This is a genomic window from Caulobacter sp. GW822-FHT07D08 (genome assembly GCF_058798735.1).
In genome coordinates this window covers 65,094-85,773 of sequence record NZ_JBXAKU010000014.1, presented here as the reverse complement: position 1 = coordinate 85,773, position 20,680 = coordinate 65,094, and the positions used below count along the sequence as shown (strand labels likewise).

Here is a 20,680-nt window from a genome sequence, read left to right as displayed (position 1 = left end):
TCCGGCGTTCAGGCGCCGGACGCGGTTGGAAAGGAAAGTCGGTGGGTGGGAGCCGGCTCTGAGGCCTTGGCTCAGAGGTCGTCCTGGAAGATCGCTTCGATCGGCTGCTCGAACAGGCGAGCGATCTTGAAGGCCAGCGGCAGGCTCGGATCGTACTTGCCCGTCTCCAGGGCGTTGATGGTCTGGCGGGAGACCTGGAGCTTTTCGGCGAGGTCCGCCTGGCTCCAGTCGCGTTCAGCGCGGAGGACCTTCAGGCGGTTCTTCATTGGTACCGCCTCCGGATGATAGGCTGGCTGAAGCCCCAGGCCACGCAGAACAGCGGAAAGACCAGGAAAATGGGCGGCTTCGGCACAACCTCGGCATTGGCCAGGAAGCCCCAGACGGTGCTGACGCCCAGGACCGCGCCCAGGCCCCACAGCATGGCCTCGACGTGGATCATCCGCTCGAACTCGTCGGGCTCTTCCTTCAGGTAGAGGCCCATCACGACCAGCACGCCCAGGATCGGGATCGCCGGCGCGGCGGCCACGATCCAGAGCAGCGGTCCGGTGAGGTGGTCGCCGCGCAGCAGGCTCAGCGAGCTGATCAGGAACAGGAAGTAGGTCATCATCGCCACGGCGAGGCGGCGACGATAGCGCTTCATGACGGGACCGATCTGGCCGGCCTTCAGTCGCGACGAGCCGACATAGACATAGGCCATGTAGATCAGGAACCAGGCCAGCATGGCGACCAGCATCGCCGTCCCAGAGAACGGGCGAGCGAAGGCCAGCCAGAACGGAATGGCCGACAGCGCCGCCGCGCCGGCGAAGAACAGGACCCACTTGGGCCATTTCGGTTTCGTTTGGTCATCCATGACAAGCACGCCTCTCAATTTGACAAGCAAACTTGTCACATCGAGGCACGCCCGTGTCAAGGAAAGTTGTCATTTTGTCATGCACACCAATCTAAGAGATTGTGGCGCCTGACGCTTTCGGCAGCGCTTCAGGCCGCCTCGCGATCCAGGAACGGGTCGGCCGGCGCCGCGTCACGGGCCAGGCCGCGCCAGTGGATGGCCTCCAGGCGCTTGACCGACAGGGCGCGGCCCAGCACGCCGGGGCGCGGACGACTGACCACCTCCCAGCCGTAACGCGAGAAGCGGTCGCCGAAGTCGGCCCAGCGGATCACCCGCCCCCCGGCGTCCTGGCGCCAGACGGCCTTGTCGCAGCCAGGGATGCGCGCGCACCGCTCCCAGGCCTCGACGCGGCCTTGCAGGATCAGGAACCGATCATGTGCGATGCGGGCCAATATGGCCTCCGTGGAGATTTAACCAGCCTCGCCACCCAGCGACTCGGTGAGTCGCCGCCAGCGAGGACGAGGACTAGAATTTGTGTAACCGCACCGACTGTCCACTAGATGTAGTGCGGCGCGTTGCCGCGCGGCGGGGCTGCGACACCCATGTGCAGGCTCCGGACGGCATAGCCGCGCGCCTTCGGAAGGGCCGGCGGCAGACCTCGCGCGACAGGCGCTTCCAAACACGACGCACATACTCAAGGCCCGACCAGAACTGGACCTTCAGGTAAGCGGTAGCTTGGTAAGGCGCGAGTGAACACGCCCCGCGACCTAACGCCTCAGCGGGCTGAAGCTCAGCTCCACGCCTTGAAATGCTTGGACAATTTCAGCCCCTGGCGCTGGTAGTGCGAGCCGCCCTCGCCATACAGGCGGACGGGGCGCGCGGTCAGCGGCTCGTAGACCAGCCGCGCCACGGTCTGGCCATCCTCCAGCAGGAACGGCGTCTCGTGGCTGCGCACTTCCAGCACGCCCTTGGAGCCGGTCGCCAGGGCCTCCTCGGTGCCGAAGCCGGGGTCGAAGAAGCCGGCATAGTGGACGCGGAACTCGCCGACCGAAGGATCGATCGGGGTCATCTCGGCCGCTTCCAGCACGGGGATCTCGATGTTTTCCTTCGAGGCCAGGATGTAGAACTCGCCCGGATCCAGCAGCAGCTCGCCATGGCGAGCCTCCAGCGGCTCCCAGTAGTCGCGCGGGTCGTGGCCGTCCTCGTGGTCCAGGTCGACGACGCCGGCGTGACGGCGGCCGCGGAAGCCGACCAGGCCGTTCGGGCCCGGCGTCAGGTCCACGCCCACGCTCTTGATCGACAGCTTGGCCGGTTCGCCGCGCTTGAGACGCAGCTGGTTCAGTCGCGTGCCGGAGCGCACGAGCACCGAGAAGGTCTGCGGCGCGATCTCCATATAGAGCGGACCGTCATAGCCGGCGTCGACATCGTCGAAGGCGCGGCTGTGGTCGGTCAGCAGGCGCACGAACACGTCCACGCGGCCGGTCGAGCTCTTGGGATTGCCACGCGCCGAGACATTGCCCGGCAAGGCCAGGCTCTCCTGCAGCTCGGCGATGTAGACGCAGCCCTTCTCCAGCACAGCGCCCTTGGTGAGGTCCAGCTCGTGCATGGCGACGTCCTTCAGACGCTCCACCACCCGGCGGCCCAGGCCCGGCAGGAACGAGGCGCGGACGCGCCAGGCGCGCGCGCCCAGCCGCAGGTCCAGGCTGGCGGGCTGCACCTGGTCGGTGTCGAAAGGCGTGGCCGAGGTGATCGCCTCTTCGACGATCAGGTCCTCGATGGTCTGGCAGGGCAGAATCCCTGCGGCGTGGGCGTCGGTCATCGGCGCGACACTCGCCAAACCGCGACACAAAGGCAAGGCGGGAGAGACGCCAGTTCGCCTGTGACAATGTGATTTTCGCCCGTGACAATTCTCCGCTCGCGGACGGGGCGTTCAGGCTTGACCAAGACCCCCTCGCCGCTCCTTATGCCGGCGGTTTCAAGCGTAGAGAGGCAGGGCCCGTGGCCGAGGATCCAAAAGACTGGGACGTCGCGACGAAGCTCATCCGTGGGGGCATCGCGCGGTCGCAGTTCATGGAAACCGCCGAGGCGCTCTATCTGACGCAGGGCTTCACCTACGACAGCGCCGAGGCCGCCGACCGCCGCTTCTCCGGCGAGGATCCGGGCTTCGTCTATTCGCGGTTCAACAACCCGACCGTGAAGATGTTCGAGGACCGCCTGGCCCTGCTGGAAGGCGCCGAGGTGTGCCGCGCCCAGGCCACCGGCATGGCCTCGATCCACTCGGCCCTGATGGGCCTGGTCCGCGCCGGCGACCATGTGGTGGCCGGCCGCGCCCTGTTCGGCTCGTGCCGCTGGATCATCAGCGAGTGGCTGCCGCGCTTCGGTGTCGAGACCACCTTCGTCGACGCCACCGACCTGAAGGCATGGGAAGCGGCGATCCGCCCGGGCACCAAGGCCGTGCTGATCGAAACGCCCTCGAACCCGGTCCTGGAAATCACCGACATTCGCGCCGTCTCCGAGATGGCCCACGCGGTCGGCGCCAAGGTCATCGTCGACAACGTCTTCGCCACCCCGATCTTCCAGCAGCCGCTGGAACTGGGCGCCGACGTGGTGGTCTACTCGGCCACCAAGCACATCGACGGCCAGGGCCGCGTGCTGGGCGGGGCCATCCTGACCAGCGAGGCGATCAACGAGGAATTCTACCGCGACAGCCTGCGCCACACCGGCCCGTCGCTGTCGCCGTTCAACGCCTGGGTGATGCTGAAGGGTCTCGAGACCCTGGACCTGCGCGTCCGCCGCCAGGCCGACAGCGCCCTGGCCCTGTCCAACACCATCGCCGAGCACAAGAAGGTGCAGCGGGTGCTCTACCCGTTCCGCACCGACCACCCGGGCCACAACGTCGCCAAGGCGCAGATGAGCGGCGGCGGCACCGTGATCGCCATGGACCTCGGCTCGCGCGAGGCGGCCTTCAAGTTCCTGAACGCCCTGGAGATCGTCGACATCTCCAACAATCTGGGCGACGCCAAATCGATGGCGACCCACCCGCCGACCACCACCCACCGTTCAGTGCCCGAGGAGCTGCGCCCGTCCCTGGGCGTGACCGAGGGCGGCGTGCGCCTGTCCGTGGGCCTGGAAAGCCTGGCCGACCTTCAGCGAGATGTGATCCGTGCGCTCGATCAGGCGTGAAACCTCCCCGCCGATGCAGCGGATGCGCCGCCGTCGCGGCCAGGACGGCGCGGCCTACGAGGCTCGCACGCGCGACATCGTCGTGCGCGTCTTCGCGACCTACGCGGCCGAGGAATCCTCGCCCGATCAGGGCCTGTATCTGTGGTCCTACACGGTCGAGATCGAGAACCACGGGACCGAGACGGTGACCCTGATCTCGCGGCGCTGGTCGATCACCGACGGCTTCAACCGCGTGAACGACGTCGAGGGCTCGGGCGTGGTCGGCGAGCAGCCGGAGCTGAAGCCGCGCGAAGCCTTCCGCTACGTCTCCAACTGCCCCCTGCCCACGCCGTCCGGCGCGATGAAGGGCAGCTATCAGATGGTCACCGACCAGGGCGAAGTGTTCGAGGCCGAGATTCCGGAGTTCTCGCTGCACCTGCCCGGCGCGGCGGCGAAGCTGAACTAGTCGCCGTTTCGCGTCGCGCCACAAAAATCATAGATTGCATCCCGGAGCACTTCACGCGTTAATGGAGTGGTTTTTTTGGGGGAAGCACGACGCGGCTTGATACGCGAAGGCGCCTCCACGATCCGGGAGGCTCCGCGATGGCGACCTACACCATCAAGATTTTCAATCAGTCTCAGGTCACGAAGTCGTTCGTGGCGTTCCTGCAGCAACCGACCGTGGTGTCCAGTGGCGGTTCCACGCCAGTCTACACGAACGCCTGGGCGACCTTCGAGAACATCACGAATGGCGCCTGGGATTCGGTGACCTACACTGAAAACACCTATGCCTATTGGGGACAGCCAGCTGGTCGCTTGGACCACGGGACCGTGCTGGACTCCGGAGGCGTCATCGGCGTGGACTCAAGCACGAACGACACGGTCACCTTCACCAACACGGGCGCGACGGGGTTCACCGGCGTGAGCAGTCCCGGTCACGCGCAGAACGGGTCGTTCCAGATCGTGACGAGCAGCGACTTCACGCCGATCAGCAACTTCGTCTTCGGCCTGGCCACCGATAACGGCAGCGCGATCCCCTCGCCCGTCGCGACCTTCAACGCCGCGCCGAACGAACGATACAACATCACGCCCGTGGTGAAGTTCTACGTCGCCGACACCGCCTGTACGCCCGGCGAGGTGATCGACATGGACGCGATATCGAACGACTACGCCGCGATCGACTTCACCGGCCGCTCGGAGACGACGGCCACCGTGATCCAGGAACCGAATGGCGCTTACACCGTCGTCTATGAGTGACGACTTCGGGCCCGGCGGTCAGGCCGCCGCCGGCGCGTCCAGCTTGTAGACGCGCGAGCAGTACTCGCAGGTCACGTGGATCTTGCCGTCGGGCTCGACCATGTCGGCGACTTCCTCGGCCGAGAACGAGTCCATCACCACGGCGATGCGCTCGTCCGAACAGCGGCAGAAGGCCCGCATCGGCTTTTCTTCCAGCAGCCGCACGCCGTCCTCGTTGAACAACCGCCACAGCAAGGTCGGGGTCGTGAGAGTCGGGTCGACCAGCTCGTCCTCGCCCGTGGTCTCGAACAGGGCCTGGACGTGGGTCCAGGCGTCCTGGGTGTCGCCGCGGGACTGATCGCCCGCGATCATCTGGATCAGGATGCCGCCGGCGCGCCACTTCGGCCCTTCGCCGGTGTCGACCTGGCCGACGGCCAGGCGCACGCGGGTCGGGGTCTGTTCCGACTGGGCGAAGTACTGCTCGGCGCACAGGGCCAGGGTCTCGCCTTCGATCGGCGTGACACCCTGATAGCGGTCCATGTCCGCGCCCTGGTCCAGCGTCATGATGAACACGCCGCCGCCCAGCAGGGTCTTGGCGCCCGGACGCGTGAAGCCTTCCGAGAGGGCCGCGACCTCCTCCGGGTCGAACCGGCAGTAGCCGCGCAGACCGCCGCTGGTGTCATAGTCGACCACGACGTAGCGCACGGGACCGTCGCCCTGGGCCTGGATGATCAGCCGGCCCTCGAACTTCAGGCTGGAGCCGACCAGGGCGGCCAGCGCGCAGGCCTCGCCCAGCAGGTTGGCGACGGGCTCCGGATAGGCGTGGCGGGTCAGCACCTGGTCGACGGCGTCGCCCAGGCGGACCACGCGGCCGCGCACGGGCAGGCCTTCGATCTGGAATGCGGAAACGACGTCGTCGAGGACGCCAGGATTGGAGGCGATGTCGGTCATGGGGAGGCTAGATAGGATGAGGGGGTGACAATTGCGAGGGCGCCGCCCCGACTGCCCTACCCGATCGCTCCGAACACCCACGCCAGCACGGACTTCTGGGCGTGGATGCGGTTCTCCGCCTCGTCCCAGACCAGCGAGCGCGGGCCGTCCAGCACGGCGTCGGTGACTTCCTCGCCCCGGTGAGCCGGCAGGCAGTGCAGGAAGACGCCGTCGCCGGCGGCCAGATCCATCAGGGCGTCGTCGACCTGATAGGGCTCCAGAGCCGCCAGGCGCTCGTCATGGTCGGTGTCGCCCATCGAGACCCAAGTGTCGGCCACCACGACGTCGGCGCCGGCGACGGCCGCCTTGACGTCGGTGGTCATGCTGACGCGGCCCTGCAGACTCTCGGCGCGGGCCAGGTCATGCAGGTCGGCGTGATAGACCGCCGGGCAGGCGATCTTCAGCTCAAAGCCCAGCAGCGGCGCGGCGTGGATGAAGCTGGAGCAGACATTGTTGCCGTCGCCGACCCAGGCGATGGTCTTGCCGGCGATCGGGCCGCGATGCTCCTCGATGGTGAGGATGTCGGCCATGATCTGGCAGGGGTGGCTCTTGTCGGTCAGGCCGTTGATCACCGGCACGGTCGAGACCTGGGCGAAGCGCTCGACGTCGGCGTGGCTGTTGGCGCGGATCATCACCGCGTCGACCATGCGCGACAGCACCTTGGCGGTGTCCTCGATGGTCTCGCCCCGGCCCAGCTGCATGTCCGACGAGGTCGAGATGATGGCGCCGCCGCCCAGCTGGCGCATGGCCGCGTCGAACGAGAAGCGGGTGCGGGTCGAGTTCTTCTGGAAGATCATCGACAGCACACGGTCCCTGGCCGGCGCGTCGGCGTCGACCTTGCCCTGCGGCCAGCCCTTGCGGGCGGCCTTGCGGGCGTGAGCGTCGTCCAGCATCAGGCGCAGGGTCGCGCCGTCCAGCTTCCACAGGTCGATGAAGTGCCTAGGTTGGGTCATTGCCGTCCCCCTGCCCGCTCTCCCCGGCGAAAGCCGGGGCCCAGATACATCCAGGAATTCAGCGGGCTTGATCTGGATCCCGGCTTTCGCCGGGAAGAGCGGAAAGAAGTGAGGGTTTAAGCCGCCGCCAGTTTGGCGCGCGCGGCCTCGCAAGCCTTCTCAAGCTTGGAGATCGCCTCGCTGGCTTCCTCGATGGTGAGGTTCAGCGGCGGCAGCAGGCGCACGCAGTTGTCCCCGCCGCCAGCCACCAGCAGGTGCTGGTCGCGGGCCAGGGCCATGAACTCGCGATTGTTGGGGATCAACTTGATCCCGATCAGCAGGCCCTTGCCGCGGATGTCGACGATGACGTCCGGGAAGCGATCCTTCAGACCGTTCAGCTGCTGGGTGAAGTAGCCGGCGACGGTCTTCACGTTGTCGAGGATCTCGGGCGTGTTGATCGTGTCGAAGGCCGCCTTGCCGACGGCCATGGCCAGCGGGTTGCCGCCGAAGGTCGAGCCGTGGACGCCCACGACCATGCCCTTGGCCGCTTCGGTCGTGGCCAGGCAGGCGCCGACCGGAAAGCCGCCGCCCAGGGCCTTGGCGATAGCCATGATATGCGGCTCGCCACCGGGGGCCCATTCATAGGCGAACAGCTTGCCGGTCCGGCCCATGCCGCACTGCACTTCGTCGTAGATCACCAGGACGCCGTGCTCGTCGCAAAGCTGGCGCAGGCTGACGAGGCAGTGCTCGGGGATCGAGCGCGCGCCGCCCTCGCCCTGCACGGGCTCGACAATGATCGCCGCCGTGGTCGGGTTGGCGATGGCGGCCTTCAGGGCGTCGTGGTCGCCGAACTTCAGCTGGCTATAGCCCGGCAGGCGCGGACCGAAGCCCTCGACATAGCTGGGATTGCCCGAAGCGTTGACCGCCGCGTACGAGCGGCCGTGGAACGAGCCGTCGAAACCGTAGATCTCGGTCCGCTCGGGCTGGCCGTTGGCGGTGTGATACTTGCGGGCCGTCTTCAGGGCGCACTCGATCGCCTCGGTGCCCGAATTGGTGAAGAACACCACGTCGGCGAAGCTGTGGGCGCACAGCTTGTCGGCCAGCTCTTCCTGCTCGGGGATCCGGTAGATGTTGGAGACGTGCCAGAGCTTTTCGCCCTGAGTCTTCAGCGCCTCGACCAGGACGGGGTGGGCGTGACCCAGGCCGTCGGTGGCGATGCCGGCCACGCAGTCCAGGTACTCACCGCCGTCCGTAGAGAACAGGCGCGCGCCTCGGCCTCGCTCGAACGCCAGCGGGGCGCGGTTGTAGACGCCCATGATGTGGTGCTGCGAGGGGTTGGACGACGTCGCGGTGCTCAAGACCGGCCTCCCAAAAAGGAAAGAAGCCCCCGCGCGTGAGCACGGGGACCGAGAGGCCGCAGGTTGTCGCCGTGGAACGACGTCCTGTCAATCAACGGACTGTGAAGGCCGCTGAAAAACCGACGAGTTTTCGGCTCGCCGACGCCGGCGGCCTCAGCTCTTCAGGCGATAGCCGGTGACGAACAGGCGCCAGCACCACAGGAACATGCCCGTGGTCAGCACGCCCATGCTGATCACGCCGATCAGGATCGAGCCGTCGGCGTGGCCGATGAAGCCGTAACGGAAGCCGTCGATCAGATAGAAGAACGGGTTGAAATGGCTGGCCGAGCGGAACGGCTCGGGCAGCTTGTCGACCAGATAGAAGGTGCCCGACAGGAAGGTCATGGGCATGATCAGGAAGTTGGTCACGGCCGCCAGTTGGTCGAACTTCTCGGCCCACAGGCCGGCCAATATGCCGGCCAGGCCCAGGATCAGCGAAGCCGTCACGGCGAAATAGACGATGGCCCAGGGGTGGGCCAGCTGCAGCCCCGCGCCCGGCAGCACGCCGATGACCAGGGCGGTGACGGCTCCGACCACGACGCCGCGCGTCGCCGCGCCCAGGGCGAAACCCAGGACCTGCTCCAGGGCCGACAGCGGCGGGGTCAGGAAGTCCGGCGTCAGGCCCATCATCTTGGCCTGGATCAGCGACGACGAGGAATTGGCGAAGGCGTTGTTCAGGATCGCCATCATGATCAGGCCCGGGGCCACGAAATGGCCGAAGGTCACCCCGCCCACGGCCGGCCGGCTGGCGCCCACGGCGACCACGAAGACCAGCATGTAGAGCAAGGTGGTGACCACCGGCGCGGCCACCGTCTGGGTGCCGACCTTCCAGAACCGGCGGATTTCGCGCTGATACAGCGTGGCGAACCCGGACCAATTCCAGCCGTGATAGTCACGCGGCTGCGGCGGAATGACGCTGTTGGCCATGTCTCTCATACGCTCAACCCGTTGTGTTGCTTGGCCATGTGCGCCCTGGGGCGCCTTTCCGCAAGCTTGGGCTTGCCGGAATCAACATCTTGTTTCTGTGGACAGAGTCGTTACCGCCTATTGTGCGCCTTAACACATTCTTTACGATATCTAGTAGGACGACCGCCGGCGGGGCGGTTTGAACACCAGATATGGGGTGAGGAGCGTGGGGACGCGCTTCACCTCCATCCAAACGGCGGAGACGGGTTATGAGCTGGACCGACGAACGGGTTTCGACCTTGAAGAAGCTCTGGCTGGACGGCCTTTCCGCCAGCCAGATCGCCAAACAACTGGGCGGCGTCACGCGCAACGCCGTCATCGGCAAGGTGCACCGCCTGGGCCTCTCGGGCCGCGCGGCCCCCTCGCAGCCGGCGCGTCCGGCGTTCAAGGCTCCGCGTCCGGCGCGTCCGGCCGCCCAGGCCATGCCGTCGGCGCCGCGTCGCGTGACGCCGGTCGAGGCGCCAACGTCGGTTCCGGCGGCCTCCGCCTCGACGCCGCCATCGCTGCCGGCCTTCCGGCATGAGGAGCCAGGCTCGGCCACCGTGCTGACCCTGGGCGCGCACATGTGCAAGTGGCCGATCGGCGATCCTTCGACGGACGGCTTCACCTTCTGCGGCCGTCGATCGTCGGACGGCCCCTACTGCATCGAGCACGCCCGCGTGGCCTACCAGCCGCAGCAGACCAAGAAGAAGGGCGGCGCCACCGAGCTCGCCCGTTCGCTTCGCCGCTACATCTAAGAACAACAAAAGTCTCTCAGGCGGCGGATCCCGGGGCGCTCACGCGCCCCGGGATTTTCCATTTCTCGGGGCGGTCTCGCGACTGCCCGGGATTTTCCATTTCCGGGGGACGTTCTAGATAGGACGCATGACGGACCTCGCGCCGAACGATTCCAACGCCCCGCCCTATTCGGTCTCCGAGCTGGCCTTCGCCCTGAAGCGGACGCTGGAGGACCGCTACGGCTTCGTGCGGCTGCGCGGGGAGCTGTCCAAGGTCACTCACCACGGCAACGGCCACGTCTACCTGACCATCAAGGACGACAAGTCCGCGATCGACGGCGTGGTCTGGAAGGGTAATGTCCGGGCCTTGAGCGTGCGGCCCGAGCATGGGCTCGAGGTCATCGTCACCGGCAAGATCACCACCTATCCGGCCGGCTCCCGCTACCAGATCGTCATCGACAGCATGGAAGCCGCCGGCGTCGGCGCGCTTCTGGCGCAACTCGAACGGCTGAAGGCCAAGCTGGCCGCCGAGGGCCTGTTCGCGCCCGAGCGCAAGAAGCCCCTGCCCTCGATGCCGGCCGTGGTCGGCGTCATCACCAGCCCGACCGGCGCGGTGATCCGCGACATTCTCCATCGCATCCGCGACCGCTGGCCCTGCCAGGTGCTGGTCTGGCCGTGCGTCGTCCAGGGTGACGCCGCCGCCGGCCAGGTCAGCGCGGCGATCCGGGGTTTCAACGCCATCCAACCCGGCGGCCCCGTGCCGCGCCCCGACATCCTGATCGTGGCGCGCGGCGGCGGTTCCGTTGAAGACCTCTGGGCCTTCAACGACGAGGGCCTGGCCCGCACCGTGGCCGAGGGGACCATCCCGCTGATCTCGGCGGTCGGTCACGAGACCGACACCACCCTGATCGACTTCGTCTCCGACCGTCGCGCCCCCACGCCCACGGCCGCCGCCGAAATGGCGACGCCGGTGCTGGCCGAACTGCGCGCCCTGATCTCGGACTTCGACCGCCGCCTGAACCGTTCGGGCGCGCGCCTGATCGAGGACCGCCGCACGCGCCTGGTCAGCGCCGCGCGCGGCCTGCCGCGTCCCGACGACATCCTGGCCCTGGCCCAGCAGCGCTTCGACATCGCCTCCGGACGCCTCGACGCGGCCCTGCACCGCAACACCACCGTCCACGCCCAGGCGCTGCTGAAGGTCACCGCCCGCCTGACGCCGGACGCCCTGCGCCGCCAGCACGCCGCCAAGGCCGACCGCGTGGCCGACCTTGGCCGCCGCCTGAACGCCTGCGGGACCCGCGCGCCGGAGCGCGCGGAGCAGCATGCGCGCTTGCCCTTGCTCTGGGAGCGCCTGCGGTCGGCCGGCCAGCGACGTCTCAGCCGCGCCGAAGACCAGCTCTCGTCGCTCGACAAGCTGCGCCAGTCGCTCAATCCTCGCCGACCGATGGAGCTGGGCTTCGCCTTGGTGCGCAAGGCCGACGGGACCATCATCCGCTCGTCCGCCGCCCTGGCCCTGGGCGACCACGTCTCGCTGCAATTCGCCGATGGCGAGCGCGAGGCGGTGATCGGCAATGAAGGGCCAGCCCCCTCCTCGGCGTCGCCGGTCCGTCCGACGCCCGCGCCGCCGCGCCCGAAGCCCACACCGCCGAAGACCGATCAGGGCGATCTGTTCTGAAGCCCCGCATTGGCGTAGAGTAAGAACCATGAACGCTTTCGATCGTGATCTCGGCAAGTCCGATGGCTTGGCCGTCCTGCACTATGGCGACGGTGAGTACGCCGTGCTCAGCCCGGGGCGCTTCGTGCTGTGCGCCATCACCAACAGGCAGATCCCGCTGGAGGGCCTGCGCTACTGGAGCCCCGAGCACCAGGAAGCCTATGCCGGTCCCGCCGAGGCGCTGAAGCGTTGGCAGGGAGCCTGAGCCGCCGCGCGGTCCTCGCCGCGCTTCCGCTCTCGGCCGCCCTGACGACGACAACCCGCGCCGCCGCGCCCGGCCTGTCGCTGACGGGCCAGTTCGTCCAGGGCGGCTACGCGGTGGGCCGCACCACGCCTCGCGCGGTGATCGATCTCGACGGCCAGGTGCTGACCACCGCCTCGGCGGAGGGCTGGTTCGTGATCGGCTTCGACCGCGATGCGCCGCCGACCAGCAAGATGACGATCACCACGCCCGACGGCTCGGCCTCCGACGAGCGGGCTGTCGCGATCGGCGACTTCGACATCCAGCGCATCAATGGCCTGCCGCCCGAACAGGTGACGCCGACCGACCCGGCGCTGCTGGAACGGATCACCGCCGAGAACCTGCGCAAGGTGGCCGGCTTCGCCAGCCAAGTCGACCTGGAGGGATTCCGCGACGGCTTCATACTTCCGGTTGCAGGCGCGCGGCGTTCAGCCCGGTTCGGCGGCCAGCGCATCCTCAACGGCGAGCCCAAACGTCCCCATTATGGGGTTGATCTGGCCACGCCCGTGGGCGCGCCGGTGCGTGCGCCGGCCGGCGGCCTGGTGTGTTTCGCCGAGACCGGATTGCACTACGAAGGCGGTCTCGTCCTGGTCGATCACGGCCAGGGCCTGGTCACCGCCTATCTTCACCTGTCGAAAATCCTTGTCCCGGCGGGCACTTACGTCAAGCAAGGTCAGATGATCGCCGAGACGGGAAAGGCAGGCCGGGCGACCGGGCCGCATCTGTGCTGGCGCATGAAGTGGCGCGGCCGCAATCTCGACCCGTCACTGCTGGTTGGCGCCGGCCCCTTCCGCGCTTGAGATTCTGGCATTTCGCCCCTGGCGCGAATTTCAATCCTTAGGTAGCTATGCCGCCGCATCGGGACATGGAGACGCGGGGGAGCGGCTTCGGGGTTCCGATCTTCCCGTATGATTTGAGGAGGCGGCTTCCGCATGTCGGCGGCGTTCGAAAAGCTGCGCTTTTTGCTGGTGGATGATAACCAGCACATCCGGTCGATCGTCTCCGCGATCCTCAAGGGCGTGGGCGTTCGGCACATCCGTGAAGCCATGGACGGGGCCGAGGGCCTGCAGATCCTGCGCGACTGGCAGACCGACATCGCCATCGTCGACTTCAAGATGACCCCCCTGGACGGGGTGCAGTTCACCCAGTTGGTCCGCAACTCGCCCGACAGCGTCGACCCGTTCCTGCCCGTCATCATGCTGACCGGCTTCGCCGAGCGTCACCGCGTGTTCGAGGCCCGCGACGCCGGGGTGACCGAGGTGGTGGTCAAGCCGGTGACGGCCCGCTCGCTGCTGGACCGGATCAACACGGTGATCTTCCACCCGCGGCCGTTCATCCGTTCGGGGGACTATTTCGGCCCCTGCCGCCGCCGTCGCGTCGACCCGCACTATAGCGGTCCATTCCGCCGCTCCGGCGAGAAGGACGCGCCCGCCGACACGCTGGAGATCTAGAGCCTGCTAAAGGGCTCTAGGCGCTGGCGTCCTGGGCCGCGCGTTCACGCTCGGCCAGTTCCGCATAGACCTCGTTCGGCCAGCGGCGGTGAACCCAGAACCACTCGGCCGGCCGCTCGCGGATGCGGTCTTCCATGAAGGCGTTGATCATCCGCACTCCGGCCTCGATGTCGGCCGTGCGGTTGCCCGTGTTGGGCGGGACGATCGGCGCATGCACCACCGCCCGGAACCGCGCGCCCTTCAACCGCTGCACGGACATCGGCTGCAGCACCGTGCCAAAACGGATCGCCATCCGCGTCGGGGCCGGCGCGGTGCGGGCGTCGTGGCCGAAGAACGGGGCCGCCACGCCGCTGTTGAACTTCTGATCGTTCATCAGGGCGACCGACCGTCCCTCCATCATGCCCTTCAGCAGTTCGCGGGACCCGTCGCCGCCCTTGGGCGCGAACAGGCGCACCCCGTAGCGGAAGCGGCTGTCGCGGATGCGCTTGTCGACATAGGGGTTGTTGGCCGCGCGATAGGTCATCTCGCAGATCACGCCGCTGTCGACGATGGCCGCGGGCATGACCTCCCAGTTCGACAGATGGCCTGACACGAACACCACCGGCGTCTTCTGTTCGGCGATCTGCGCCAGGCGCTCGGCATTGACCACCTCGACCCGGCCGGTGGACGGCAGGATCTTGTCCATCAACGGAAACTCGGCGAACGAGCGTCCCAGGCCCTCCCATTGCTCGTCCAGAATCCGCGCGTGCCAGGCGGCGTCCTTTTCCGGAAAGGCCAGCTTCAGATTGCGGGTCGCCACCTTGTGCGCGCCGCTGAGCGGCCCGAACGTGCGACCCAGCCAGCCGCCGAAGTCCGAAGCGCGATCCACGCCCATCAGACGCACGGCGCCGATAAAGAGGTCGAAGCCCAGGGCCTCCAACCGCCACAGAATGTCCTGAACCCAGGGCTGACGCTTATCCGACATAGGTCCTAAGTAGGCTGTCTCGCATATCTCGCGCAACGTCGTCCAGAGCGCGTTAGGCGGCGAAGCCGCGCGCGCTTTGGACCAACGCGCTCTCGCCCGGCACGCGACTTGCGGCTGTCAGCCCAGGCCGTTCCGTTTCGGGACGGCTCGAGAAAGCTAGGGGGCACGGCTTCCATGGGTAACGACATCGATACGCACCTGGGCAAACGCCTGCGTCGCCGCCGTCGTCTGCTGGGTTTGACCCAGCAACAACTGGCGGGCGCCGTCGGCGTGCGATTCCAGCAGATTCAAAAGTACGAGTGCGGCGCCAACCGCATCTCCGCCGCGCGTCTGTGGCAACTGTCCGAGGCCCTGGAAGTGCCGGTCGGCTACTTCTACGACGGCCTGTCGGACGTGCGCCGCGAGAGCGCCGGCGAGTCGGCCGAGGGCGGCGAAATGTTCGCTCGCAAGGAGACGCTGGACCTGATCCGCGCCTACTACCTGCTGGGCGAGCGTCCGCGCCGTCGCCTGCTGGACCTGGCCAAATCGCTGAACGGCGGCGGTCCCGAGCACGCTGACGCCTGACAACGGTAGCTTACGTGAGGCGGGGGCGCTAAACCCCCGCTCATGACGCTTTCCGCTGACCGGCTCACGGCGCTCGACGCCTTCATCATCGATCTGAACCGCGCGTCCGCGGATGCGATCTTGCCCCTGTTCCGGGCCGACCATGGCCTGGAGGACAAGGGAGCCGGCAAGAACCTCCCGCGCGACAGCCACGCGGCGTTCGACCCCGTGACCGAGGCCGACCGCGGCGCGGAAGCGGCGATCCGCAAGCTGATCGGCGAGCGGTTCCCCGAGCACGGCGTGATCGGCGAGGAGTACGGCGAGGACCGTCCGGACGCAGAGTTCGTCTGGGTGCTGGACCCGATCGACGGCACGCGCGCCTTCATCTCCGGCCTGCCGCTGTGGACCACCCTGGTTGGCCTGCGCCATCAGGGTCGCCCGGTGCTGGGCTCGATCGGCCAGCCCTATGTCGGCGAGCTGTTCATCGGCCACGCCGGCGGCTCGCGCCTGCTGGCGCAGGGTCGGGAGACGCCGATCAGGGTCCGCGAATGCGCCGACCTGACCGACGCCGTCATCGCCACCACCGATCCCGACGCCTGCTTCGACGGAGCCGAACGCGGCGCCTGGCTGCAGGTGCGCGCGGCCGCCAAGCTGGCCCGCCTGGGCTGCGACGCCTACGCCTACGCCATGGTCGCCATGGGCAAGATGGACATGGTCATCGAGGCCGGCCTCAAATCCTGGGACATCGAGGCCGCTATCCCCGTGATCGAGGGCGCCGGCGGCATCGTCACCAACTGGCGCGGCGAGCCGGTCGGCCCGAACGGCGGCCAGATGGTCATCTCGGGCGATCGCCGCCCGCTGGACGAGGCCCTGGTCAGTCTGAAGCGTTCGGCGAAATAAACGGCTCGCGCGGAGCGACCGGATCGACCGCCTCGTCGAAGGTCTTCCAGAACAGCGCCCGGCGGGGATCGGTCTCGATCAGGATCTCGTGGAACGCGCCCGGGACCTCGACATAGCGGCCCTTGGAGATGCGGCGGGCGATCGACTCCGCGTCGGCGTTCAGCACGCGGTTGTCCAGTTCGGCCCCGACGATGGTCACGGGGATCTGGATCTTCTCGACGCTCTTGCTTCCGCGCAACCAGGCGCAGGCCGAGATCGCGAAGTCGGCCCAGCCCCAGGTCATGCCGCCCAGGGCGATCTCAGGATCGGCCCTTAGCTGCGCCTGGTAGCGATCAAAGCGCGTCTCGTCATGGGTCAGGGCGTCGCCCTGGAAGGTCTGGACCAGCGGGTCGTAGGCGGCGGACACATAGTCGCCGGCCAGACCGACCCGCGACATCGTCCAGGCCAGGGGCCTGGCCAGCCAGGGCGGCACGCCCGCGGTGTTCAGGCCCAGCATCGGCGCGGACAGCACGGCGGCGTCGAAGCGGGTCTCGCCATGGGCCAGGGCCAGCATGGTCAGGCAGCCGCCCATCGAGTGGGAGACGGCGATCCACGGCCTGGGCATCCGCGCCTCGAACGTGTCGAGCAGCGCCTTGTGGTCGGAAATGAAGGTCTTGAAGCCCCGGGCATGGCCCCTGAGGCGGTCCGGCAGGCCGCGGGCCGACAGCCCCTGCCCTCGCCAGTCATGCTGCAGCACGGCGAAGCCGCGGCTCAGGAGGTCCTCGACGACCTCGAAATATTTCTCGAGCGGCTCGCTGCGTCCGGGGCTGACCACCACCGAACCTCGAACGGGACCGTCGGGGAAAAACGTCGCGGCGCGGAGGGTCGCCCCATCCGCGCCGCGAAACCATTCGGCCCCAGTCGAATTTGGGCCGTGATCGGGAACCGGAGCCTCGGGAATCGAGACCAGACGCGCCGGTTCTTCCGTCATCTCGGCCCGACGAATGTAACGATCCGGCTGGATCGGCACATTCGTCGGGTTTTCAACTTGACGCATTTTCTTGCGACGAACCGGCATCCACTTCGTCGGAAAATGCGCTAGCGCATCTTGGCGAACAGAGCGCCCATCTTGGGCTGCAGCGCCATGGCCACGCCCATGTCCGACAGCTTCAGCTTGCCGGTCATGACCGCCATGGTCGGGTCCAGCGAGCCGGCGCCCATGGCCAGCAGATCGTCCAGGCTGAGCGTCATGGTCAGGTCGGCGGGCTTGTCTTCGTTGGTCACCGAGCCGCCATCGATATGGATGACGCCGGCGTCCTTCAGATCAAACTTGAGGCTCTTGCCGAGACCGCTGTCGTCGCCCACGGCGCCCTTGATGCGATCGGTGATTTCCTGAAGCGTGGCCATGAGCGCGATCTCCCTCTGCGCGAAAAAGTGTGGCGGATAGCTAGACCGGGCCGTCCTGTTAAGTAAACACCGTTCAGACGACCCAGGGTCTTATTTCTTCCCGTCGTAGAACCCGACCTTAGTTGGCGTTTTTGTCAACTTTACCCGTACGGCGCCCTGATGATCGGCGGGACGGAAATAGGGCGTCCCTTCTGCCTGCGGCAGCGACGCGATGTGTCCATCGGCGAAGATCGCCACGCCGCCGTCGGCTTTGGGAAAGGCGACGCCGGTCATCTTAGGAGCCATGAAGGCCATCGGACCGGCGGCCTTGCCGATCACGGTGTTGGCCTCGTTGACCGTCGCGGCCAGCTCGCGGGCGTCATACTCGGCGGCCGGCTTCAGTTGAGCGCCAAAGTTCATCATCGAGCCCATCTTGGCGTCGGATGGCACGTCGAGAACCAGGGTCGGGTCGCCGTCGAGCTGAGACAAGGTCGGCAGGCTGTCGAAATAACCGTCGGCGTTGACCGGCAGCGGCGTGCGCGCGCCGTTCTTCTCCACCATGACGACCTTCAGGTTCGACGCGGGCTTGCCGTCGCGCTTGAGGGCGTAGGACAGCTTGACCCGCGCTCGTTCGGCGGCCGGAACCTTGAGATAGCGGTCCAGGAACGGCAGCACCTTGGAGGCCGGCGCGGTCTTCTCGGCCAAGGCGGGCGTGGAGGCGGCCAGGGCGGCGATCAGGATCAGCGAAGCGGCGCGTTTCATTTGGGCTTCACGAACTTGAGGGTCATGCGGTCGCTTTCGCCGATGGCGTCATATTTGGAATGGTCGAAGCCAGACTCGGCCGGCTCTCCACGGGGTGCGGAGAGGCGCGTCGGCGGCAGGGTCCAGACGCCGAACGGGTGGTCCTTTGTGTCCCTGGCGTTGGCGTTGATCTCGCTGGTCCCGGCCAGGACGAAGCCGGCCTCCCTGGCCATCTGGATCACGTAGTCCTGCTGCACATAGCCGTCGGCGGCCAGCACGTCCTGCACCCGGCCCGGCTCGCCGCGGTGCTCCTCGACGCCCAGGATTCCGCCTGGCTTCAGGGCCGCCAGGGCGTCCTTGAAGGCCTTCTCGGCGATGCCGCCGGCCATCCAGTTGTGCAGGTTGCGCAGGAACAGCACCAGATCCGCCGTCCCCGCCGGGGCCACCGGACCGCTGGTCGGGCCGAAGGCGGTGAAGGTCACCTCGCCGTAGATCTTCTTCTTTTCCGACAGCTTGCGACGGTAGGCCTCGACGATCTCCGCCGCGGCCGGCTCCGACGGATCGTCGGCCTGCAGCTCGGCTTCGTAGAGCTTGCCGTGGGTCTCGGCCAGGAAAGGCGCCAGGATGTCGGTGTACCAGCCCGCGCCGGGCCAGAACTCGACCACCGTCTGGCCGGGCTTCAGCCCCCAGAACTTCAGGGTTTCGACCGGATGGCGCCAGGCGTCGCGGGCGCGGTCGGCGGGCGGTCGCCAGTCGCCGGCCACGACCGCCTCGATGGTCGCCGGCCCGGCCTTCTGGGCCGCCTTGGCCTCGGTCTTGGACGGGTCGTTCTTCTTGCCGCAGGCCGAGAGTCCCAGCGCGCCAACGCTCGCCAGGACTCCTCGCCGCGACCAATACCGAGCTGGAAGCATCATTCCCCCGTAATGCAGCCAGCCTGCCAGCCGACCTTGACCAAAGTCAGGCGGGTCAAACCTAGGCGGGCTTGCGGAAGCGCAGGGTCATGCGGTCGCTCTCGCCGATCGCGTCGTACTTGGCGCGGTCGAAGTTCGGATTGGCCGGCTGGCCGCCCGGCGCGGTGCGCTTGGTCGGCGGCAAGGTCCAGACGCCGAAGGGGTGGTCCTTGGTGTCCTTGGGGTTGGCGTTGATCTCGGACTTGGCGTCCAGCTTGAAACCAGCTTTCTCGGCCAGGGCGATCACGGTGGCGGTGTTCAGATAGCCGTCGGCGCCGGCGTCCTTTTCCGAGCGCGGATCGGCGCGGTGATCCTCGACGGCCAGCACGCCGCCGGGCTTCAGCACGGCGAAGAAGTCGGCGAACACCTTGTCGGCCATGCCCGGCGCCTGGGTCCAGTTGTGGACGTTGCGGGCAGTCAGCACGAGATCGGCCGAACCGGGCGCGCCCAACGGGCCCGACTGGGCGCCGAAATTGACGAATTGCGGCTTGCCGTATCTGGCCATGTCGGCGAAGCGGGCCTCGAAGTCGGCGCGCCCCTTCTTGGCCCCTTCCGAGATCTTGGGGTTCGACAGATCGGCGACACCGGCGACGTAGGTCCCGCCGGTCGCCTTGGCGTAGGGAGCCAGGATCTCGGTCCAGTAGCCGCCGCCGGGCGAGATCTCGATCACGGTCTGTTTGGGCTTCAGGCCCCAGAAGGTCAGGCTCTCGACGGGGTGACGCGCGCCATCGCGGGCGACATCGCCGGCGGGACGGGTCGGCGAGGCGACGGCGGCCTTCAGGGCTTGATCAGTCGAGGCGAAGGCGGCGGGCGCGGCCAGGGTGATGGCGGCGGCGAGCAACAGCATGTGGCGGCGAAGCGGCATGGGGACGTGTCCTTCGGCATAACGGAGGCCGCGACCTTAGCCGGGGCGGCCGTTGCGTCAAACGATTCACGTTCTGCGAGCTTGCGCCCCCTTGAACCCGGGAATCCGCTCACCAACTATTTTCACGAAGGCGCTGGACACCCGGGCCTTCCGGACCACCTGGCGATGCCGATTTCGGGTCGCCGACGGGACGAAACATTCGAAGACCTTGCTTGAAGAGAAGGATCTGACCCTATGCGTACGATCGACCTTTCGCCCCTGTACCGCTCGCTCGTCGGCTTCGACCGCCTCGCAGACCAATTGGACGCCGCCGCCCGCACCGAAGCGGCCTCGGGCTATCCCCCCTACAACATCGAACGCACCGGCGAGAACGACTACCGCATCGAGATCGCGGTGGCCGGTTTCAAGCCAGACGAACTGACCGTCGAGGTGAAGGAAAACCTGCTGACCGTCACCGGCCGCAAAGCCGCCAATGACGGCGACGCCAAGCAGTACCTGCACCGCGGGCTCGCCGAGCGCAACTTCGAGCGCAAGTTCCAGCTGACCGACTACCTGATCGTCGAAGACGCCGATCTGTCGAACGGCCTGCTGTCGATCGCGCTGAAGCGTGAACTGCCGGAGGCCCTGAAGCCCCGTACGGTGGAGATCAAGTCGAAAGCCGCTTCGACCCTGATCGAAGGCGAAAAGGCCGCCTAACGGCGCGCCTCTCCCTAGTCTC

Annotated in this window: 25 protein-coding genes; 11 read left to right on the top strand and 14 right to left on the bottom strand. The window is 67.4% G+C overall.

Annotation, left to right across the window (positions count from 1 at the left end; translation table 11 throughout):
* Nucleotides 1-71 precede the first annotated feature (71 nt).
* The 4 genes from AC1RJ9_RS21530 to AC1RJ9_RS21515 form a co-directional block, all read right to left on the bottom strand.
* A complete protein-coding gene (locus AC1RJ9_RS21530; RefSeq protein WP_099576561.1) occupies nucleotides 72-266 on the bottom strand; it encodes a helix-turn-helix transcriptional regulator in 195 nt (64 codons plus the stop codon).
* Nucleotides 263-850, bottom strand: coding sequence for a hypothetical protein (locus tag AC1RJ9_RS21525; protein WP_492839998.1), 588 nt, complete (start codon nucleotides 848-850; stop codon nucleotides 263-265). Before AC1RJ9_RS21525 ends, AC1RJ9_RS21530 begins: the two co-directional genes overlap by 4 nt.
* Before the next feature lie 128 nt (nucleotides 851-978).
* Nucleotides 979-1,281, bottom strand: a complete 303-nt coding sequence (locus AC1RJ9_RS21520; RefSeq protein ID WP_492839997.1) for a hypothetical protein — start codon at nucleotides 1,279-1,281, stop codon at nucleotides 979-981.
* 338 nt (nucleotides 1,282-1,619) lie between these two features.
* Nucleotides 1,620-2,648, bottom strand: coding sequence for a 2'-deoxycytidine 5'-triphosphate deaminase (locus AC1RJ9_RS21515; protein ID WP_492839996.1), 1,029 nt, complete (start codon nucleotides 2,646-2,648; stop codon nucleotides 1,620-1,622).
* A gap of 179 nt (nucleotides 2,649-2,827) precedes the next feature.
* On the opposite strand from AC1RJ9_RS21515, the gene metZ reads away from it, so the two are divergent.
* From metZ to AC1RJ9_RS21500, 3 genes are all read left to right on the top strand, one after another.
* Complete coding sequence (metZ, locus tag AC1RJ9_RS21510) at nucleotides 2,828-4,012, top strand: O-succinylhomoserine sulfhydrylase (RefSeq protein WP_492839995.1); 1,185 nt, start codon at nucleotides 2,828-2,830, stop codon at nucleotides 4,010-4,012.
* Entirely contained in the window at nucleotides 3,993-4,457 is a 465-nt protein-coding gene (apaG, locus tag AC1RJ9_RS21505) for a Co2+/Mg2+ efflux protein ApaG (protein ID WP_125158662.1), read from the top strand. The genes metZ and apaG overlap by 20 nt, the downstream gene beginning before the upstream one ends.
* Nucleotides 4,458-4,594: 137 nt before the next feature.
* Nucleotides 4,595-5,248: a hypothetical protein gene (locus AC1RJ9_RS21500; RefSeq protein WP_492839994.1), complete on the top strand. Its 654-nt coding sequence runs from the start codon at nucleotides 4,595-4,597 to the stop codon at nucleotides 5,246-5,248.
* Nucleotides 5,249-5,266: 18 nt separating this feature from the next.
* On the opposite strand, the gene AC1RJ9_RS21495 is transcribed toward AC1RJ9_RS21500, so the two are convergent.
* The 4 genes from AC1RJ9_RS21495 to AC1RJ9_RS21480 all read right to left on the bottom strand — a co-directional run bounded on the left by AC1RJ9_RS21495 (nucleotide 5,267) and on the right by AC1RJ9_RS21480 (nucleotide 9,482).
* On the bottom strand, nucleotides 5,267-6,178 hold the full coding sequence (locus AC1RJ9_RS21495; RefSeq protein ID WP_492839993.1) for an Hsp33 family molecular chaperone: 912 nt from the start codon (nucleotides 6,176-6,178) through the stop codon (nucleotides 5,267-5,269).
* Between the two features lie 56 nt (nucleotides 6,179-6,234).
* Nucleotides 6,235-7,170 carry an ornithine carbamoyltransferase gene (gene argF / locus AC1RJ9_RS21490; protein WP_492839992.1) on the bottom strand — a complete coding sequence of 312 codons (936 nt, stop codon included), beginning with the start codon at nucleotides 7,168-7,170 and terminating at the stop codon, nucleotides 6,235-6,237.
* 116 nt (nucleotides 7,171-7,286) lie between these two features.
* Nucleotides 7,287-8,507: an aspartate aminotransferase family protein gene (locus AC1RJ9_RS21485; RefSeq protein ID WP_492839991.1), complete on the bottom strand. Its 1,221-nt coding sequence runs from the start codon at nucleotides 8,505-8,507 to the stop codon at nucleotides 7,287-7,289.
* A gap of 153 nt (nucleotides 8,508-8,660) precedes the next feature.
* A complete protein-coding gene (locus tag AC1RJ9_RS21480; protein WP_492839990.1) occupies nucleotides 8,661-9,482 on the bottom strand; it encodes an ABC transporter permease in 822 nt (273 codons plus the stop codon).
* 239 nt (nucleotides 9,483-9,721) lie between these two features.
* On the opposite strand from AC1RJ9_RS21480, the gene gcrA reads away from it, so the two are divergent.
* The 5 genes from gcrA to AC1RJ9_RS21455 all read left to right on the top strand — a co-directional run bounded on the left by gcrA (nucleotide 9,722) and on the right by AC1RJ9_RS21455 (nucleotide 13,634).
* Nucleotides 9,722-10,249, top strand: coding sequence for a cell cycle sigma 70 cofactor GcrA (gcrA, locus tag AC1RJ9_RS21475; protein WP_492839989.1), 528 nt, complete (start codon nucleotides 9,722-9,724; stop codon nucleotides 10,247-10,249).
* 127 nt (nucleotides 10,250-10,376) lie between these two features.
* On the top strand, nucleotides 10,377-11,903 hold the full coding sequence (gene xseA, locus AC1RJ9_RS21470) for an exodeoxyribonuclease VII large subunit (RefSeq protein ID WP_492839988.1): 1,527 nt from the start codon (nucleotides 10,377-10,379) through the stop codon (nucleotides 11,901-11,903).
* A 28-nt stretch (nucleotides 11,904-11,931) separates the two neighbouring features.
* Nucleotides 11,932-12,147, top strand: coding sequence for a DUF2093 domain-containing protein (locus AC1RJ9_RS21465; RefSeq protein ID WP_492839987.1), 216 nt, complete (start codon nucleotides 11,932-11,934; stop codon nucleotides 12,145-12,147).
* Nucleotides 12,132-12,983: a M23 family metallopeptidase gene (locus AC1RJ9_RS21460; RefSeq protein ID WP_492839986.1), complete on the top strand. Its 852-nt coding sequence runs from the start codon at nucleotides 12,132-12,134 to the stop codon at nucleotides 12,981-12,983. Before AC1RJ9_RS21465 ends, AC1RJ9_RS21460 begins: the two co-directional genes overlap by 16 nt.
* Nucleotides 12,984-13,115: 132 nt before the next feature.
* Nucleotides 13,116-13,634 (top strand): response regulator, encoded by a 519-nt coding sequence (locus AC1RJ9_RS21455; RefSeq protein ID WP_492839985.1) that lies wholly within the window; start codon nucleotides 13,116-13,118, stop codon nucleotides 13,632-13,634.
* Nucleotides 13,635-13,650: 16 nt separating this feature from the next.
* On the opposite strand, the gene AC1RJ9_RS21450 is transcribed toward AC1RJ9_RS21455, so the two are convergent.
* Complete coding sequence (locus AC1RJ9_RS21450) at nucleotides 13,651-14,598, bottom strand: lysophospholipid acyltransferase family protein (RefSeq protein WP_492839984.1); 948 nt, start codon at nucleotides 14,596-14,598, stop codon at nucleotides 13,651-13,653.
* Nucleotides 14,599-14,772: 174 nt separating this feature from the next.
* Between AC1RJ9_RS21450 and AC1RJ9_RS21445 the strand changes: the two genes are divergently transcribed.
* Both AC1RJ9_RS21445 and hisN read left to right on the top strand, forming a co-directional pair.
* The gene (locus tag AC1RJ9_RS21445; RefSeq protein ID WP_125158674.1) at nucleotides 14,773-15,162 is read left to right on the top strand and encodes a helix-turn-helix domain-containing protein; all 390 of its coding nucleotides are present in this window, start codon (nucleotides 14,773-14,775) and stop codon (nucleotides 15,160-15,162) included.
* A 42-nt stretch (nucleotides 15,163-15,204) separates the two neighbouring features.
* On the top strand, nucleotides 15,205-16,041 hold the full coding sequence (gene hisN, locus AC1RJ9_RS21440) for a histidinol-phosphatase (protein WP_492839983.1): 837 nt from the start codon (nucleotides 15,205-15,207) through the stop codon (nucleotides 16,039-16,041).
* Here hisN and AC1RJ9_RS21435 read toward each other — a convergent pair.
* The 5 genes from AC1RJ9_RS21435 to AC1RJ9_RS21415 all read right to left on the bottom strand — a co-directional run bounded on the left by AC1RJ9_RS21435 (nucleotide 16,016) and on the right by AC1RJ9_RS21415 (nucleotide 19,962).
* Complete coding sequence (locus tag AC1RJ9_RS21435) at nucleotides 16,016-17,011, bottom strand: alpha/beta fold hydrolase (protein ID WP_492853330.1); 996 nt, start codon at nucleotides 17,009-17,011, stop codon at nucleotides 16,016-16,018. The genes hisN and AC1RJ9_RS21435 overlap by 26 nt on opposite strands.
* A gap of 107 nt (nucleotides 17,012-17,118) precedes the next feature.
* On the bottom strand, nucleotides 17,119-17,427 hold the full coding sequence (locus AC1RJ9_RS21430) for an SCP2 sterol-binding domain-containing protein (RefSeq protein ID WP_492839981.1): 309 nt from the start codon (nucleotides 17,425-17,427) through the stop codon (nucleotides 17,119-17,121).
* Nucleotides 17,428-17,517: 90 nt separating this feature from the next.
* Nucleotides 17,518-18,168, bottom strand: coding sequence for a DUF2987 domain-containing protein (locus tag AC1RJ9_RS21425; protein ID WP_492839980.1), 651 nt, complete (start codon nucleotides 18,166-18,168; stop codon nucleotides 17,518-17,520).
* A complete protein-coding gene (locus tag AC1RJ9_RS21420) occupies nucleotides 18,165-19,061 on the bottom strand; it encodes a class I SAM-dependent methyltransferase (protein ID WP_492839979.1) in 897 nt (298 codons plus the stop codon). The genes AC1RJ9_RS21425 and AC1RJ9_RS21420 overlap by 4 nt, the downstream gene beginning before the upstream one ends.
* A gap of 58 nt (nucleotides 19,062-19,119) precedes the next feature.
* Nucleotides 19,120-19,962, bottom strand: a complete 843-nt coding sequence (locus tag AC1RJ9_RS21415; RefSeq protein ID WP_492839978.1) for a class I SAM-dependent methyltransferase — start codon at nucleotides 19,960-19,962, stop codon at nucleotides 19,120-19,122.
* A gap of 234 nt (nucleotides 19,963-20,196) precedes the next feature.
* On the opposite strand from AC1RJ9_RS21415, the gene AC1RJ9_RS21410 reads away from it, so the two are divergent.
* Nucleotides 20,197-20,658: an Hsp20 family protein gene (locus AC1RJ9_RS21410; RefSeq protein WP_492839977.1), complete on the top strand. Its 462-nt coding sequence runs from the start codon at nucleotides 20,197-20,199 to the stop codon at nucleotides 20,656-20,658.
* The last annotated feature ends 22 nt before the right edge of the window (nucleotides 20,659-20,680 follow it).

Excerpts from the sequence above, each read along its gene's own strand:
- AC1RJ9_RS21455 (WP_492839985.1), top strand. The coding sequence starts at position 13,116 with ATGTCGGCGGCGTTCGAAAAGCTGCGCTTTTTGCTGGTGGATGATAAC.
- AC1RJ9_RS21500 (WP_492839994.1), top strand. The coding sequence starts at position 4,595 with ATGGCGACCTACACCATCAAGATTTTCAATCAGTCTCAGGTCACGAAG.
- AC1RJ9_RS21480 (WP_492839990.1), bottom strand. The coding sequence starts at position 9,482 with ATGAGAGACATGGCCAACAGCGTCATTCCGCCGCAGCCGCGTGACTAT.
- AC1RJ9_RS21515 (WP_492839996.1), bottom strand. The coding sequence starts at position 2,648 with ATGACCGACGCCCACGCCGCAGGGATTCTGCCCTGCCAGACCATCGAG.
- gcrA (WP_492839989.1), top strand. The coding sequence starts at position 9,722 with ATGAGCTGGACCGACGAACGGGTTTCGACCTTGAAGAAGCTCTGGCTG.
- AC1RJ9_RS21530 (WP_099576561.1), bottom strand. The coding sequence starts at position 266 with ATGAAGAACCGCCTGAAGGTCCTCCGCGCTGAACGCGACTGGAGCCAG.
- xseA (WP_492839988.1), top strand. The coding sequence starts at position 10,377 with ATGACGGACCTCGCGCCGAACGATTCCAACGCCCCGCCCTATTCGGTC.
- AC1RJ9_RS21465 (WP_492839987.1), top strand. The coding sequence starts at position 11,932 with ATGAACGCTTTCGATCGTGATCTCGGCAAGTCCGATGGCTTGGCCGTC.
- argF (WP_492839992.1), bottom strand. The coding sequence starts at position 7,170 with ATGACCCAACCTAGGCACTTCATCGACCTGTGGAAGCTGGACGGCGCG.
- AC1RJ9_RS21435 (WP_492853330.1), bottom strand. The coding sequence starts at position 17,011 with ATGACGGAAGAACCGGCGCGTCTGGTCTCGATTCCCGAGGCTCCGGTT.
- AC1RJ9_RS21450 (WP_492839984.1), bottom strand. The coding sequence starts at position 14,598 with ATGTCGGATAAGCGTCAGCCCTGGGTTCAGGACATTCTGTGGCGGTTG.
- AC1RJ9_RS21445 (WP_125158674.1), top strand. The coding sequence starts at position 14,773 with ATGGGTAACGACATCGATACGCACCTGGGCAAACGCCTGCGTCGCCGC.
- AC1RJ9_RS21415 (WP_492839978.1), bottom strand. The coding sequence starts at position 19,962 with ATGCCGCTTCGCCGCCACATGCTGTTGCTCGCCGCCGCCATCACCCTG.
- hisN (WP_492839983.1), top strand. The coding sequence starts at position 15,205 with ATGACGCTTTCCGCTGACCGGCTCACGGCGCTCGACGCCTTCATCATC.
- AC1RJ9_RS21430 (WP_492839981.1), bottom strand. The coding sequence starts at position 17,427 with ATGGCCACGCTTCAGGAAATCACCGATCGCATCAAGGGCGCCGTGGGC.
- AC1RJ9_RS21420 (WP_492839979.1), bottom strand. The coding sequence starts at position 19,061 with ATGATGCTTCCAGCTCGGTATTGGTCGCGGCGAGGAGTCCTGGCGAGC.
- AC1RJ9_RS21425 (WP_492839980.1), bottom strand. The coding sequence starts at position 18,168 with ATGAAACGCGCCGCTTCGCTGATCCTGATCGCCGCCCTGGCCGCCTCC.
- AC1RJ9_RS21410 (WP_492839977.1), top strand. The coding sequence starts at position 20,197 with ATGCGTACGATCGACCTTTCGCCCCTGTACCGCTCGCTCGTCGGCTTC.
- AC1RJ9_RS21525 (WP_492839998.1), bottom strand. The coding sequence starts at position 850 with ATGGATGACCAAACGAAACCGAAATGGCCCAAGTGGGTCCTGTTCTTC.
- AC1RJ9_RS21495 (WP_492839993.1), bottom strand. The coding sequence starts at position 6,178 with ATGACCGACATCGCCTCCAATCCTGGCGTCCTCGACGACGTCGTTTCC.